The organism is Tistrella sp., assembly GCF_002684955.1.
Classification (GTDB): Bacteria; Pseudomonadota; Alphaproteobacteria; order Tistrellales; family Tistrellaceae; genus Tistrella; species Tistrella mobilis.
Genome location: NZ_NYWI01000008.1, coordinates 30,534 through 43,822, shown reverse-complemented (window position 1 = coordinate 43,822; position 13,289 = coordinate 30,534). Strand labels below are relative to the sequence as shown.

Below are 13,289 nucleotides of genomic sequence, written 5' to 3'. Positions count from 1 at the left end.
TTGGGACGGAGACACCGTTCAGCCCGCCCGGGTGATCAGGGCGAGCCCGGCCAGGCGGCGGATCCTGAGCGCCAGGGTCTCGGCCAGAATGTCGAGCGCGTGCTCCGGCCGGGTCAGGTCGAAGACGGCGGTCACCTTCAGATCCGCCACCCGCTCGCCGCCGAGCAGAATCCGGCCCGGGCGGTAGCGCTCCAGATCCTCGACCACCGCCGCCAGCGTCTCGTCCTCGAAAACGATCCGGTCGCGGCGCCAGGCCAGCACCTCCTGCGCGCGGCAGGGGCGGGGCTCTCCGGCGGCACGCGCGTCGAAGGCCGATCGGTGGCCCGCCGCCAGATCGACCGGCGCCCCCTCTGCCGGGTGCAGGCGCAGGGGGCCGTCCAGAGCGGCGGCGATGGTCCGGCCCTCGCGGCGCTTCACGTCGAAACCGGCCGGTCCGGCGGTGATCAGCCCCTCGCCCGTGCGCAGCACGAAGGGGCGTGGATCGGCCGCAGGGCGGAACCAGGCCTCCCCCGCCTCCAGCATGACCAGACGATGATTGCCATCGAAGCGGGTGGAGAGTGCGGAGCGGCCGCCCAGTTCCACCCGGCTGCCATCGGCCAGCACCAGCTCGCGGCGCTCGCCCGTGCCGGTGGTCTCCTCGGCGAGCAGCCGGCCGGGCGCCACCAGCCCCGAGGCGGCGGCGCCCGCCATCAGCGCCACGCCACCGGTCAGCACCGCCCGCCGGCCGACCCGCCGCCGTGTCTGCATCCGCTGCCAGGCGGGTTTCACCGCACCGAACCGGTCCCACAACTCTTCCGCCCGGGCATAGGCGGCAACCCGCCCCTCGCCGCCGGCCAGCCAGCGGGCGAAGGCGGCGCGGTCTTCTGCCGCCACCGGCTCCTCGTTCAGCAGCAGGAACCAGCGCATCGCCGCGGCGCGGTCATCCTCGTCGATCACGCCCGCCATCAGCCCAGCGCCCGGTCCAGATCGACCATGGCCGAGGCGATCTGCGAGATGACGGTGTTGCGTGAAATGCCCATGCGCTCCGCGATGTCGATATAACTCAACCCCGCCAGCCGGCTCAGCACGAAGACTTGCCGCCGCCGCCGGGGCAGGGCCTCGATCGCCTTCAGCAGCCGCCGCAGCTCCGCGCGATGGATGACGGTATCCTCGGGGCTCGCGACCGGCGCCGGGATCGCGGCCAGCGCCGCGTCATCCAGCGCCACCTCGCCCCGGCGTTTCGCATTGCGCAAATGATTGAGGGTCAGATGCCGCACCGCCGCGGTGATATAGGCCTGGCTCACCGGCGGCGGATCGGCATGGGTGCTGCGGCCCAGCAGGTTGACGAAGGCCTGCTGCACGAGATCCTCGGCCGTCACCGGATCGCCCAGAATCCGCCGCGCGATCGCCCGCAGACGATCGCGTTCATGACCATACAGCCTGGATATCGAGAGCGCGCGCGTCGCCACCCCTCCCCGCCCCCCTGATCGGTGATCTGCGGTGAATGAAGCTGGCGGCTGGCTGACGGCAGTCTAGCGGGCGGGATGTGTTATGACAATGCGTCTCATTCTTAATTGAACGCGACCAGTTGACGCCACCCCCCGCTTCATGCGCCCCTCTCCCGTCACTCGCCTTCCCGTCAGCCGCCTTCCCGCCACATCCGACTGCGAGGATCCTTCGCCCCATGGCCGCCGATCGCATGCCCGACGATATCATCCTGGCCGGTCTCGACGGCCTTGCCGAGATCCGGATCGATGCCTGCGGGCTGGCCCATCTGCGGGCGGGGTCGGAGGCGGATCTGTTTCTGCTGCAGGGGTTCAACGCCGCGCGCGACCGGCTGTGGCAGATCGATCTGTGGCGCAAGCGCGGGCTGGGGCTGCTTTCGGCCGATTTCGGGCCGGGCTATCTGGCGCAGGACCGCGCCGCGCGGCTGTTTCTCTATCGCGGCGACATGGCGGCGGAATGGGCGGCCTATGGGGTGCCGGGGCTGAAGGGGATCCTTGCCGCCTTCACCCGCGGCATCAATGCCTGGATCGCGCTGACCGAGGCCGATCCCGGGCTGCTGGCGCCCGAATTCCACGCGCTGGGCACCCGGCCGGCGCGCTGGGCGCCCGAGGATGTGGTCCGCATCCGCAGCCATGCCCTGGTGCGCAACCTGACATCCGAAGTGATGCGCGCCCGCCTTCTGGGGCGTGCCCGGGCGCTGGCCCGCGAACAGGGCCGGGCGGCCGACGACGAAGCGGCGCTGGCGCTGGACCTGGTCCGCCGTTCGATCGCGCCGGCGCATGAGATCCGGGTGCCCCACGGGCTCGACCCCGAGGATGTCGGCGCCCGGGTGCTGGATGATTTCCTGCTCGCCACCGCCCCGGTGAGTTTCGAGTCCGCCCGGCTCGCCGCCGGCCTTGACGAGGCGCAGCACTGGTCCCGCGTCGATGCCGAGGGGCGGGTGATGGCGGTGATGGCGGCGGCCGAAGGCTCCAACAACTGGGTGGTGGCGCCCGGGCGCACGGCCACCGGCCGGGCCCTGCTCGCCAGCGACCCGCATCGCAACTACGCCCTGCCGGCGTTGCGCTATGCGGTCCACCTCACCGCCCCCGGGCTCGACGTGATCGGGGCGGGGGAGCCCGCCATCCCCGGCATCTCGCTTGGCCATAACGGCCATGCCGCCTTTGCGCTCACCATCTTCCCGGCTGATCAGGAAGATCTGTTCGTCTGCGAAACCGCGGCGGAGGACCCGCTGCTCTACCGCCATGGCGACAGTTATGTGCCGATGACGGTGGTGGAAGAGACCATCCCGGTGAAGGGTTGCCCGGACCAGACGGTCACGCTGCATTTCACCGTCCACGGCCCGGTGATCTTCCGCGATGCGGACCGCCGCCGCGCCTTTGCGGTGCGCACCGTCTGGTCGGAACCGGGGGCGGCCCCCTATCTGGCGGGGCTGGGCTGCATGCGGGCGCGCTCTCCCGAAGCCTATGCCGCCGCACTCGGCCACTGGTCGGTGCCCTCTACCAACCATGTCTATGCCGATATCGACGGGCGGATCGCCTGGATCGTGGGCGCGAAACTGCCGCTGCGCCCGGCCTCGGACGGGCTGCTGCCGGTGCCGGGCGACGGGCGCTACGACTGGACCGGTTTTCAGGATCCGGCCGGCCTGCCGCGCGAGATCGACCCGCCCCGCGGCTTCATCGCCACCGCCAACGAGATGAACCTGCCCGAGGGGCCGTTGCGTGCGCGCGGCTTCGGCTTCGAATGGCTGGAACCCTTCCGTGCCGACCGGATCAAGGCGGTGCTGGCCGATGGCCCGCCGCACGACCCGGCCGCGGCCGAGGCCCTGCAGGGCGATGTGTTCTCGATCCCGGCCGCGCGGGTCTGCGGCCATCTGCCGGCACCCGACACGGCACCCGCCGGCGACCTTCAGGACGGCCTGGCCCTGCTTACCGGCTGGGATCATCATCTGCGGCTGAAAACGCCGGCCGCGGCGCTGTTCGAGATCTGGTGGACCCATCACCTGCGCCCGGCCCTGCTCGACCAGGCGACCGATGATCCCGTGCTGCGCCGGATGCTGGAACCCGGCGACGTCGAAACCCTGCTCGACCGGCTGGACACCGACCCGGCGGCCCGCGGGCTGCTGCTGCCGACACTCGCCCGGGCGGTGGCCGATTGCCGCCACCGCTTCGGCGCCGACCCGGCCGGCTGGGACTGGGGGCGGTTCCACCATGCGCTCTTCATCCATCCGCTGGCCGAGGCGGGTATCGGGGGCTTCCCGCAGATCGGCCCGCTGCCGGTCGGCGGGTCGGGCATGACGGTGATGAACACCACTTATCGCCCGACGGACGGGCGGCTGGTGATCGGCGCCTCGTTCCGCATGGTGATCGATGTCGGCAACTGGGATGCGGCGCGCTTCGTCAACGGCCCCGGCCAGTCGGGCGATCCGGCGAGCCCCCATCTGGCCGACCATGCCGAAGACTGGGCGCGGGCCGCCACCCTGCCCATGCCCTATAGCCGGGGCGCGGTCGATGCCGCCACCGTCACCACCATCCGCCTGCGCCCGCAGGCGCGGGCTTGACCGGCGCAGTCACTGCCGTAGACTTCGGAAACCGATGCGAGCCCTCTCGCCAAGACAAAAAGCCGGCGCCGCCAGATCAAATCCCGTTCCAAACGCTGTATCTGCCTCCCGATCTATTTGGCTCACCTGATCGACTGAGACGGTGAACACTGTTTGATCTGGAAGCCGACGGCCACGGAACCCGCCACAAGAAGGTTTCCCCCCAGATGACTGCCCAGACCACCCCGGCCTACACCGACATCCTCTACGAGGTCGACGGCCCGCTTGCCGTCATCACCCTCAACCGCCCGGATCGTCTCAACGCCTGGACCCAGGCGATGGAAGACGAGATGCACGATGCCATGCTCCGCGCCGAGGCCGACGAGGCGGTGCGCGCGATCATCGTGACCGGGGCCGGGCGCGGCTTCTGCGCCGGCGCCGATATGGGCCTGCTCTCGGGCGCGGCCGAAAGCCAGGGCACGCGTGAACCGCGCGCGGCCGAAGCGGTGTCGGACGACAATTTCGACCAGAAATTCAGCTATATGCTGAAGCTGAAGACCCCGGTGATCGCCGCGATCAACGGCCCGGTCGCCGGCATCGGCCTGTGCATGGTGCTGTTCACCGATCTGCGCTTCATGGCCGAGGGGGCGAAGCTCACCACCGCCTTCGCCCGTCGCGGGCTGATCGCCGAACACGGCAGTTCCTGGATGCTGCCGCGGCTGATCGGCAACATGAACGCGCTGGAACTGCTGTTCTCGGGCCGGCTGGTCGGCACCGCCGAGGCCGAGCGCCTGGGCCTGGTGCGCAGCCTGCCGGCCGACGGCTTCCTCGATGCCGTCAAGACATACGCGCGCGAGCTGGTCACCACCTCCTCGCCGCGCTCGATCGGCGTGATGAAGGGCCAGGTCTACCGGGCGATGTTCCAGAACCTGTCGACCGCCTGGGACGAGGCCAACCGGCTGATGGTGGAGAGCTTCGAAAGCGAGGATTTCCGCGAGGGTGTCAGCCATTTCGTGGAAAAGCGCGCCCCGGCCTTCACCGGCCGCTGAACCGTCCTCCACACGCCATCGCATCCCACCCCGCCCCGGCATCGCCGCGGGCGGGGTCTTTTTTTGTGCAAAAGCGTCAACATATGCCGACATTCTCGCGTAGTCTGATGGTCATCTGGTCACAAGGGAGCCCGAAATGGCCCGCCAGCGTTCCATCCTCGTCCTGTTCCCCTTGCTGCTCCTGCTCGCCGCCTGCGGCGGCACGCGCGGGGTGGCAGAATTCGCCGCCTATTCCGACGCCTATGCCGCCCAGCAGCGCCAAGGCGATGCGGTGCTCGATGCCTTCGCCGCAGCCGAGCGGCGGCTGATCCTGCGCGAGAGCGGGACCTCCGGCATCATCGAACCCTTCGATCCCGACAAGGCCGCCTATTATGTGGACGGCGTCGACGGCCCCTATGCGGCCGGGTTGCGCGCCACGCTCTCCGCCCTTGGCGGCTACAACGCCACGCTTCTGGGGCTGGCCAATGGCGAAGCCGCCGACGCGCTCGCCGGCCGCGCGGCCGGCATCCTGCGCGATCTGGGCAGTGCGGGCGGCATCCTGACCGCCGGCTTCGGCCCCGCCGGTGCCGTCGTCGAACCGGCCACCAGGGATGCCCTGACCGGGCCGATCGGCATCGCCAGAGCGATCTTCGGCGGCCTTGTCGCAGCCGATGCCCGCAACCGTTTTCGGGCCGAACTGGCGGCGGCGCACCCGGTCATGAAGGACATCCTGGCCGGTCTGCGCGGAGCGACGCCGGCGATGTTCCGGGTCTTTGAACGATCCCGCATCGACCCCGCCACCCGTGCCGACACGGCTTCGGGCCTCACCCCCGACCAGGAGACGGCGCTGGAGCAGGACCGGCGCCTGCTCGCCGGCTGGGTGCTGCTGCTCGACGGCACGGCGCGCGCCATGGATGCGGCGGTGGCCGCCGCCACAGCCGACGGCCCGGCCATCCGCTTCACCGAACTGGCCGATCAGGCCACCGAATTGCGGGTGCTGGCCGAAACCGTCCGGGCCACCCGCACACGTTGACGGGTGCCCGACGCCTGCGAAGAGGGAGACAAGCCATGACCGATGCAGCCACCATCGAACGCGATCTGAAACTGCAGCGCCTGGAGGCCTTCAAGCTGCGAGAGGCGGCACTTGCCTGTGGCGATACGGCCACCGCGGCCGCCGCGGCCGAGACCATGGCCGCGATCGACGATGATCTGGACTGCCTGGCCACCAGCTCGATCGCCGATGCCGTCACCCGGCTCGACGGGCTGCGCACCCAACTGGCCACGCTCGGCGCCGCAGCCGCGACCTGGCCCGCGCCGCCGCCCTCAGACCAGACCTGAAAAGCGGAGCCGTTCCAGCACCGCCCCGGCCTCGGCCTCGGCGCCGACCATGGCGAGCGCGTTGCGGACCATGCCTTCCGCGATGCGCGCGCGGGTCAGCCGGCCATCGGGGCGGTACCAGTTATGGACCCAGATGATCATGCCGGCGAGGGCGAGCGCGGTCACCCTGGGGTCGGCGAGCGTCAGCCGGCCGGCCGCGCGGCCGGCTTCCAGCATCTCCACCAGCAGCGCATCGAAGGCGCGCTGGGTGGCGATGATCCGCTCCTGCCCCGCCTCGGGCAGATGGGCGAATTCGCGGGCATGGATGGCGATCTGCTGGTGGTTGTCGATCACCACGCCGGTGAACCCATGGGCCACCGCACCGATCTGCGCCACCGGGTCGAGCCCGGCCCCCGCCACCCGCCGCACCACATCCAGCGAGGCATCGACCGAGGCTGCGCAGATCGTCGACAGGATCTCGGCCTTGCCCGAGAAATGGTCGTAGATCGAGGCCTTGGACATCTGCAGCCGCACCGCCAGATCGTCCAGCCTGGTGCGGGCATAGCCCTGGGTGAAGAACAGCTCCGCCGCCGCCTTCAGGATCAGCGCCCGCTTGAATTCCCGGACGTCGTCGCGCATCCGCCCCTCTCTTCATCCGCCCCCGCCGCCCGGCGGGCCAGGCGGCGGATGGTACCCGCAAGCGGTCCGGCTGTCGCCTGTGCTGACCGGCCGGGCGGTATTTCCCGGGCGTGGTCAAAGCTCCGCCGCTCCGGGCAACCGTTCGGCCAGCCGGTCGACCGCCAGCCGCAGCTTCAGATCCGTGTGCGGGCTGCGCGGCCAGATCGCGTGGCTGGTGAACACCGTCGCCTTCTGGTCGGTCAGCACCTCGACCAGGGTGCCCGCGCGCACCCGGTCGCGGACCAGCCAGCAGGGCAGCCAGGTCAGGCCAAGCCCGGCGGCCGCCGCATCGGCCAGCGCCTCCAGATCGTCGAAGCGCAGCCGCGCCGCCGGGCGGATCACCGCATCGCGACCGTCCGGCATCGGGAACAGCCAGCCGCGCACCCGGCCGCCGCGCAGATAGACCAGGCAGTCGTGATCGGCCAGTGCCGCCAGATCGGCGGGCATGCCGCGCCGGGCCAGATAGTCGGGCGCGGCCACGATCGTCATCCGCTGGCGCGCGACCAGCCGCGCCATCAGCCCCGCGGCATCCTCCAGCGGGCCGTTGCGGATGGCGAGATCGATGCCGTCCTCGACCAGATCGACCAGCCGATCGGTGAAATGCAGGTCCAGGTCCAGCCCCGGATGTTCGCGGGCAAGCCCGGTCAGGATCGGCGCAACGCAGCGCCGCCCGAACAGTACCGGCAGCGACACCCTGAGACGCCCCGAAACCGCGCGGCGGCCGTGGTCGAGCATCGCCTCTCCCGCACGGATTTCGGCCAGCCCCCGCAGGCAGTGCTCCAGAAAGGCCTGGCCCTCTTCGGTCAGCGCCTGGGCGCGGGTGGTGCGGTGGAACAGCCGCACGCCCAGCCGCGCCTCCAGCCGGCCCACCGTCTTGGCGACCGCCGATCGCGACAGGGCCAGCCGCTCGGCCGCCGCCGAGAAACTGCCCGCCTCCGCCGCCTCCACGAACACGCCGATGCCGCTCAACCGGTCCATGATCCGCCTTTTGTTGCATCGCTGGCGCCAATCTTCCGACATATCGGCGCAACTGGCGACATAAATTCCGGGCTAGCCTGCGGGCTCCATCATCCCCCACCCGAAAGAGGCCCCATGACCGACGGCACCATGACCCGCTGGACGATCAGCGCCCACGACATCGCGACCCTCCGGCCCGAAACCCTGCCCATCCCCAGCCCCGGCCCGGGCGAGGTGCTGGTCAAGATCGGCGCGGTGGCGCTGAATTATCGCGACAAGATGGTGGTGGAAACCGGCATGGGCCTGCCGCTCAGCCTGCCGGTCTCCCCGGCTTCCGACATGGCCGGGCGGGTGCTGGCGACCGGTGCCGGCGTCTCGCGTTTCAAAACCGACGACCGGGTGATCGCACAGTTCATCCCTGACTGGATCGACGGGCGCAGGCCGGGCGGCGCCTGGCCGCTGCCGCTCGACACCCTGGCCGGCACCCTGCCCGGCCTGCTCGCCACCCATGCGGTGCTGCCCGAAGACTGGCTGGTGGCGGCACCCCGCAGCCTCGACGATGCCGGCGCCGCCACCCTGCCGGTGGCCGGGCTGACCGCCTGGATGGCGCTGGTGGAATACGGCCGCATCCGCGCCGGCGACACGGTGCTGGTCCAGGGCACCGGCGGGGTGGCGCTGTTCGGCTTGCAGATCGCGCGGGCGCATGGCGCACGGGTGCTGGTCACCTCGGGCTCGGCCGACAAGCTGGCGCAGGCGCGCGCCCTCGGCGCCGATCACGGCATCGATCGCGGCGCGGGCGACTGGGCCGCGGCGGCGGTGGCGGCGACCGGCGGCCGCGGGGTCGATCATCTGCTGGAGGTGGCGGGCGGCGCCGGCCTCGGCACCTCGCTCCGCGCGCTCGCCCCCGGCGGCCGTATCTCGGTGATCGGCGTGCTCGACGGCGCCGAAATATCGGCCAATGTCAAACCGCTGCTGACCAAGGCGCCGGTGATCCAGGGCATCGCGGTCGGCCATCGGCGCGGGCTGGAAGATTTGGTGCGTGCGGTCGACATGCTGGGTCTTCAGCCGGTCATCGCCCGGCGCTATCGGCCCGACGCCATCCGCGAGGCCTTCGCCCATCTCGACCGCGGCCCCTTCGGCAAGCTGGTGATCGAGATGGATTGACCGACACCCCCGCGCCGATCAGAACAGCATGCCATGGGCGCCAGCCACGGCGCCCGCCACCGTGACCGCGGCCGCCGCCGCCAGCACCCGATGAGCGCGCAGCACCAGCCGGTACACCGCCTCGGGCCGGCTGGCGGCGGCCCGGTGGAACCAGGCATGCAGCACCAGCGGCTCGGCGATCAGCAGGATCACGGCAAAGATCGCCCACAGCACGACCATGGCATGCATCCACCAATAGCCGGGCTCGGCGAAGCGCCACCAGGCATCCAGCCGCCAGGTCATCCAGAACCCCGACAGCCCGGCCAGCACCACCGACACCCGCGCCTGGCCCGAAAACCGCCCCTCGATCGCCTCGAACACCTCCAGCCGCCGGGCCGGCCCGGCCATCCGCCCCACCGCCGGCAGCAGCACCAGGGTCACCAGCCACAGCCCCCCGATCCAGTGCAGAACCGCCAGAACGTGAATGACACGGGCGATGGTCACGTCGTCCATGATGGCGTGGGCTCCGGATCGCTGCGACAGATACTGATGAAGAAGCATATCAGAAGAATATTATGGGCGATATGCCACCCGACACCCCCACCCCCCAATTCCAGCCCGCTCAGATCCCACCCGCTCAGGCCCTGTTCCCCACCGCCCGGCCCCCATATACTCAGGACATCACGACCGATTGCCGGGAGCCGGCCCATGCCCAAGGAAGCGATCTTCAACGTAACGATCGACGCGGCTCTGCATGAAGCCTTCGTTGCGGAAACGACAGCCGCTGACCGCCCGACCTCCGAGGTCATCAGCGAATTGATGCAGGATTTCATCGCCCGGCAGCGCGAAGCCCGCGCCTATGACGCTTTCGTCCGCCGGAAGGTCGCGCGCGCCGAAGAAGACGTCCGACGAGGTGCCGTCCTGTCAAATGAAGAGGTCGAAGCGCGGGCGGCCGAACAACGCGCCCGGCTGCTTGCACGGTTTGCGGACCGCCGGTCCTGATGTGCCGCCTCCGACGGATCGCCTGATTTAAAAGGTGATGGAGATGAAGGTCATCTGGACGGAAGCGGCCGACCATGACCGCGAGGCAATTCTGGATCTCATCGCCGAGGAAGACCTCCAAGCCGCCCTTCGTATGGATGAACTCTTCAAGAATGCAGCACGTCGGCTGAGTGCGTTTCCCGGCATGGGCCGGCCGGGCCGAATGGCAGGTACCCGCGAGCTACTCCCCCATCGTAGCTACCGGCTGATCTATCGCCACTGGCCGGTCGAAGCCCCGCGTCCGGACGTCTGAATATGACGTCAATCGGCAACCACTCCCGACACGACATCAACGCTCACCTGCCCGCCGCCACGCAGGCAGCATGCAGGGCGCGCAGCCGATCGAAGGCGTCATCGACTGAGATGGCGCGGGTGGGATCGGCCTGCATCGCATCAAAAGCCGGTCCGATCTCATCCTCAAGCCAGCGTTCGATCTCTGCCGGGGTCAAGTCTTCCCAGGGCCATGTATAACTTATGGTTGAATGCGACATAACGGCCAGCCTTCCCGTCCGAGACGTTTTCAGCATGAATTATGGCGGCGGATCGCTGCCCCCTGTCAATTCCATGCAGCCCCGCCCGCGCCTGCCATGCTAGAACCGCCGGGCAACCACCCCGTTCCCGAGGGAGCCCCCATGCGCGCCGCCATTTTCGAGAGGTTTCAGGGCCCGATCACAATCACCACCCTGCCCGACCCGGCCCCGCGGCCGGGGGGTGTGGTGCTGAAGGTGGGGGCCACGGGGCTCTGCCGCAGCGACTGGCATGGCTGGATGGGCCATGACACCGATATCAGCCTGCCCCATGTGCCGGGGCACGAGCTGGCGGGCACGGTGGTGGCGGTCGGCGCCGGCGTCACCCGCTGGGCCGAGGGCGACCGGGTGACGGTGCCCTTCGTCGGCGGCTGCGGCCATTGCGGGGAATGCGCCGCCGGCCAGCATCAGGTCTGCGAAAACCAGTTCCAGCCGGGCTTCACCCATTGGGGCAGCTTTGCCGACCATGTCGCCATCGATCATGCCGACGTCAACCTGGTGGCCCTGCCCGAGGAGATGGGTTTCGACGTGGCCGCCAGCCTGGGCTGCCGCTTCGTCACCTCGTTCCGCGGCGTGATCGATCAGGGCCGGGTGCGGGCCGGGGAATGGGTCGCGGTCCATGGCTGCGGCGGGGTCGGGCTGTCGGCGGTGATGATCGCCGCCGCCGCCGGCGCGCAGGTGATCGCCATCGACATCGACCCCGCGAAGCTGGATCTGGCGCGGAGCCTCGGCGCCGTCGCCACCGTCGATGCGACGACGGCCGGCGACGTGCCGGGCCAGGTGCACGAGATCACCCGCGGCGGCGCGCAGCTGTCGATCGACGCGCTGGGCCACCCGGTGACCTGCGTGAATTCCATCCTGTCGCTCCGCCGCCGGGGGCGGCATGTCCAGATCGGCCTGCTGCTGGCCGACCAGGCCCGCCCCGCCATCCCCATGGATCGCGTCATCGCCTGGGAGCTGGAACTGCTGGGCAGCCACGGCATGCAGGCCCATCGCTACCCGGCAATGCTGGAGATGATCCGCCGCGGCCGGCTTCAACCGGAAAAGCTGATCGGCGCCCGCGTCGACCTGGACGAAGGCGCCCGCCTGCTGACCATGATGGACCGCTTCCCCGGCACCGGGGTGACGATCATCGATCGGTTCGGGGCGGGGTGATCGGCGGGGGCGATTGGCGAGAGGTGTGGACCAGGGCGATGCCCGGTCCTGCTCCGCCTCAGGCGTCCAGAGCACGATCACGCGTCGGACCCTGCCAGCCGCGCCCGACGCGCCTCCGGCTTCAACCTCTCGACGCCGTTCGATATGATCGCGCGTCAATTCGCGAACGACCTGCCATGCCGGGCGATCTTCTGCCGCAGCCTCGGCCATGAATGCCGCGCGCAGCTCGGCATCCAGCTTCATCGTAAAGACGGCGTCCTCAGGGGCCGTCTCGCGATCGAAAAACAGGTGAATGGCGGGGCCCGTCCGTGATTCCAAGCGGTTATGAGCGCCCGTCTGGAGAACCGCATGTGGCCCCCGGCCACCCGTCGGCAGCGTAGCCGCGACACCCTGCGTTATGGAAGCGATCCGAGCGATGCGGCGTGGGCCGTCCAGCGCGCCCGATACATGACCCTTAAGACCATCGCTCCTCCCGGCGATGACCCACACATCATGCTTCCCCTCGTCGCAGCATGAGACAGCCGGCCAGACACGCCGGAGACCTCGACGCTGTTGCGCGAGCTACACCGCGGGGTGAGACGTCACCAATCCACGCACCCGCAAGGGTGCGACCGGCCGGCGTTTGCAGAGCCGTCAGCGCCGAAACCGGTTTCAATCCACGCACCCGCAAGGGTGCGACGATCACGAGCAGCGCGCAGGTATCGGCCTGCTGGTTTCAATCCACGCACCCGCAAGGGTGCGACTCCAGAGCGGCCCCCCGCCAGGATCGGGGGTCTGGTTTCAATCCACGCACCCGCAAGGGTGCGACGGATGTCCCGGCGAATGCGCAGCAATTTGCGCATGTTTCAATCTACGCACCCGCAAGGGTGCGACCGAAGCCGTCTTCACGCGGGTCCCACAGATCCTGTTTCAATCCACGCACCCGCAAGGGTGCGACCCTGCGTCAGCTCATCATAAGCGCCCGTGCCCGGGTTTCAATCCACGCACCCGCAAGGGTGCGACAATCCTGGGCATCGCATGATCCCCGCCCTGGCCCAGGTTTCAATCCACGCACCCGCAAGGGTGCGACGGGCCAGCGCCACCAGCCGTCCATCAGCCGGCGCAGTTTCAATCCACGCACCCGCAAGGGTGCGACGCGGGCCGCCGCCCGGGAGCTGGGGCTCTCGGACGTTTCAATCCACGCACCCGCAAGGGTGCGACAAGCTGATCCAGCGTGCCTGTCGCGCCCATGGTGTTTCAATCCACGCACCCGCAAGGGTGCGACTGGGATCATCGACGAGACCACCCTCGCGGCTACGTTTCAATCCACGCACCCGCAAGGGTGCGACTTCGCGTATTTTTCGTGGGCGGCGCGGGGCTGGGTTTCAATCCACGCACCCGCAAGGGTGCGACCTGATCCTCACCACGACCGCGATAACG

Annotated in this window: 15 protein-coding genes and 1 CRISPR repeat array (1 of these 16 only partly in view); of the genes, 9 read left to right on the top strand and 6 right to left on the bottom strand. The window is 69.7% G+C overall.

The window, feature by feature from the left end; all coding sequences use genetic code 11:
• Positions 1-18: 18 nt before the first annotated feature.
• Complete coding sequence (locus tag CMO28_RS02255) at positions 19-945, bottom strand: FecR family protein (protein ID WP_296708926.1); 927 nt, start codon at positions 943-945, stop codon at positions 19-21.
• Entirely contained in the window at positions 945-1,448 is a 504-nt protein-coding gene (locus CMO28_RS02250; RefSeq protein WP_296708924.1) for an RNA polymerase sigma factor, read from the bottom strand. The genes CMO28_RS02255 and CMO28_RS02250 overlap by 1 nt, the downstream gene beginning before the upstream one ends.
• A gap of 215 nt (positions 1,449-1,663) precedes the next feature.
• On the opposite strand from CMO28_RS02250, the gene CMO28_RS02245 reads away from it, so the two are divergent.
• From CMO28_RS02245 to CMO28_RS02230, 4 genes are all read left to right on the top strand, one after another.
• On the top strand, positions 1,664-4,045 hold the full coding sequence (locus tag CMO28_RS02245; protein ID WP_296708921.1) for a penicillin acylase family protein: 2,382 nt from the start codon (positions 1,664-1,666) through the stop codon (positions 4,043-4,045).
• 206 nt (positions 4,046-4,251) lie between these two features.
• Positions 4,252-5,073 (top strand): enoyl-CoA hydratase-related protein, encoded by an 822-nt coding sequence (locus tag CMO28_RS02240; protein ID WP_296708919.1) that lies wholly within the window; start codon positions 4,252-4,254, stop codon positions 5,071-5,073.
• A gap of 136 nt (positions 5,074-5,209) precedes the next feature.
• On the top strand, positions 5,210-6,085 hold the full coding sequence (locus tag CMO28_RS02235; RefSeq protein WP_296708917.1) for a hypothetical protein: 876 nt from the start codon (positions 5,210-5,212) through the stop codon (positions 6,083-6,085).
• 35 nt (positions 6,086-6,120) lie between these two features.
• Positions 6,121-6,390, top strand: a complete 270-nt coding sequence (locus tag CMO28_RS02230; RefSeq protein ID WP_296708916.1) for a hypothetical protein — start codon at positions 6,121-6,123, stop codon at positions 6,388-6,390.
• Here the strand turns inward: CMO28_RS02230 and CMO28_RS02225 are convergent.
• Both CMO28_RS02225 and CMO28_RS02220 read right to left on the bottom strand, forming a co-directional pair.
• The gene (locus CMO28_RS02225; RefSeq protein ID WP_062762434.1) at positions 6,376-7,008 is read right to left on the bottom strand and encodes a TetR/AcrR family transcriptional regulator; all 633 of its coding nucleotides are present in this window, start codon (positions 7,006-7,008) and stop codon (positions 6,376-6,378) included. The genes CMO28_RS02230 and CMO28_RS02225 overlap by 15 nt on opposite strands.
• A gap of 114 nt (positions 7,009-7,122) precedes the next feature.
• A complete protein-coding gene (locus tag CMO28_RS02220; protein WP_296708911.1) occupies positions 7,123-8,025 on the bottom strand; it encodes a LysR family transcriptional regulator in 903 nt (300 codons plus the stop codon).
• Positions 8,026-8,139: 114 nt separating this feature from the next.
• On the opposite strand from CMO28_RS02220, the gene CMO28_RS02215 reads away from it, so the two are divergent.
• Complete coding sequence (locus CMO28_RS02215; RefSeq protein ID WP_296708909.1) at positions 8,140-9,168, top strand: zinc-dependent alcohol dehydrogenase family protein; 1,029 nt, start codon at positions 8,140-8,142, stop codon at positions 9,166-9,168.
• 18 nt (positions 9,169-9,186) lie between these two features.
• Here CMO28_RS02215 and CMO28_RS02210 read toward each other — a convergent pair whose 3' ends face one another.
• Entirely contained in the window at positions 9,187-9,660 is a 474-nt protein-coding gene (locus CMO28_RS02210; RefSeq protein ID WP_062763719.1) for a hypothetical protein, read from the bottom strand.
• Between the two features lie 195 nt (positions 9,661-9,855).
• On the opposite strand from CMO28_RS02210, the gene CMO28_RS02205 reads away from it, so the two are divergent.
• Together CMO28_RS02205 and CMO28_RS02200 are read left to right on the top strand one after the other, a co-directional pair.
• Complete coding sequence (locus CMO28_RS02205; protein WP_062763720.1) at positions 9,856-10,149, top strand: hypothetical protein; 294 nt, start codon at positions 9,856-9,858, stop codon at positions 10,147-10,149.
• Positions 10,150-10,186: 37 nt separating this feature from the next.
• Positions 10,187-10,441 (top strand): type II toxin-antitoxin system RelE/ParE family toxin, encoded by a 255-nt coding sequence (locus CMO28_RS02200; protein ID WP_296708899.1) that lies wholly within the window; start codon positions 10,187-10,189, stop codon positions 10,439-10,441.
• A gap of 43 nt (positions 10,442-10,484) precedes the next feature.
• Here CMO28_RS02200 and CMO28_RS02195 read toward each other — a convergent pair whose 3' ends face one another.
• Positions 10,485-10,637 carry a hypothetical protein gene (locus CMO28_RS02195; RefSeq protein ID WP_296708897.1) on the bottom strand — a complete coding sequence of 51 codons (153 nt, stop codon included), beginning with the start codon at positions 10,635-10,637 and terminating at the stop codon, positions 10,485-10,487.
• A 183-nt stretch (positions 10,638-10,820) separates the two neighbouring features.
• Between CMO28_RS02195 and CMO28_RS02190 the strand changes: the two genes are divergently transcribed.
• Positions 10,821-11,870 (top strand): zinc-dependent alcohol dehydrogenase family protein, encoded by a 1,050-nt coding sequence (locus tag CMO28_RS02190; RefSeq protein ID WP_296708895.1) that lies wholly within the window; start codon positions 10,821-10,823, stop codon positions 11,868-11,870.
• Positions 11,871-12,014: 144 nt separating this feature from the next.
• Positions 12,015-12,182 carry a hypothetical protein gene (locus tag CMO28_RS02185; RefSeq protein WP_296708893.1) on the top strand — a complete coding sequence of 56 codons (168 nt, stop codon included), beginning with the start codon at positions 12,015-12,017 and terminating at the stop codon, positions 12,180-12,182.
• 269 nt (positions 12,183-12,451) lie between these two features.
• Positions 12,452-13,289: direct repeats of the CRISPR family, unit length 31 nt; unit sequence GTTTCAATCCACGCACCCGCAAGGGTGCGAC; it runs 553 nt beyond the window's last position.

Excerpts from the sequence above, each read along its gene's own strand:
- CMO28_RS02235 (WP_296708917.1), top strand. The coding sequence starts at position 5,210 with ATGGCCCGCCAGCGTTCCATCCTCGTCCTGTTCCCCTTGCTGCTCCTG.
- CMO28_RS02220 (WP_296708911.1), bottom strand. The coding sequence starts at position 8,025 with ATGGACCGGTTGAGCGGCATCGGCGTGTTCGTGGAGGCGGCGGAGGCG.
- CMO28_RS02200 (WP_296708899.1), top strand. The coding sequence starts at position 10,187 with ATGGAGATGAAGGTCATCTGGACGGAAGCGGCCGACCATGACCGCGAG.
- CMO28_RS02215 (WP_296708909.1), top strand. The coding sequence starts at position 8,140 with ATGACCGACGGCACCATGACCCGCTGGACGATCAGCGCCCACGACATC.
- CMO28_RS02255 (WP_296708926.1), bottom strand. The coding sequence starts at position 945 with ATGGCGGGCGTGATCGACGAGGATGACCGCGCCGCGGCGATGCGCTGG.
- CMO28_RS02190 (WP_296708895.1), top strand. The coding sequence starts at position 10,821 with ATGCGCGCCGCCATTTTCGAGAGGTTTCAGGGCCCGATCACAATCACC.
- CMO28_RS02240 (WP_296708919.1), top strand. The coding sequence starts at position 4,252 with ATGACTGCCCAGACCACCCCGGCCTACACCGACATCCTCTACGAGGTC.
- CMO28_RS02185 (WP_296708893.1), top strand. The coding sequence starts at position 12,015 with ATGATCGCGCGTCAATTCGCGAACGACCTGCCATGCCGGGCGATCTTC.
- CMO28_RS02210 (WP_062763719.1), bottom strand. The coding sequence starts at position 9,660 with ATGGACGACGTGACCATCGCCCGTGTCATTCACGTTCTGGCGGTTCTG.
- CMO28_RS02225 (WP_062762434.1), bottom strand. The coding sequence starts at position 7,008 with ATGCGCGACGACGTCCGGGAATTCAAGCGGGCGCTGATCCTGAAGGCG.
- CMO28_RS02230 (WP_296708916.1), top strand. The coding sequence starts at position 6,121 with ATGACCGATGCAGCCACCATCGAACGCGATCTGAAACTGCAGCGCCTG.
- CMO28_RS02245 (WP_296708921.1), top strand. The coding sequence starts at position 1,664 with ATGGCCGCCGATCGCATGCCCGACGATATCATCCTGGCCGGTCTCGAC.
- CMO28_RS02205 (WP_062763720.1), top strand. The coding sequence starts at position 9,856 with ATGCCCAAGGAAGCGATCTTCAACGTAACGATCGACGCGGCTCTGCAT.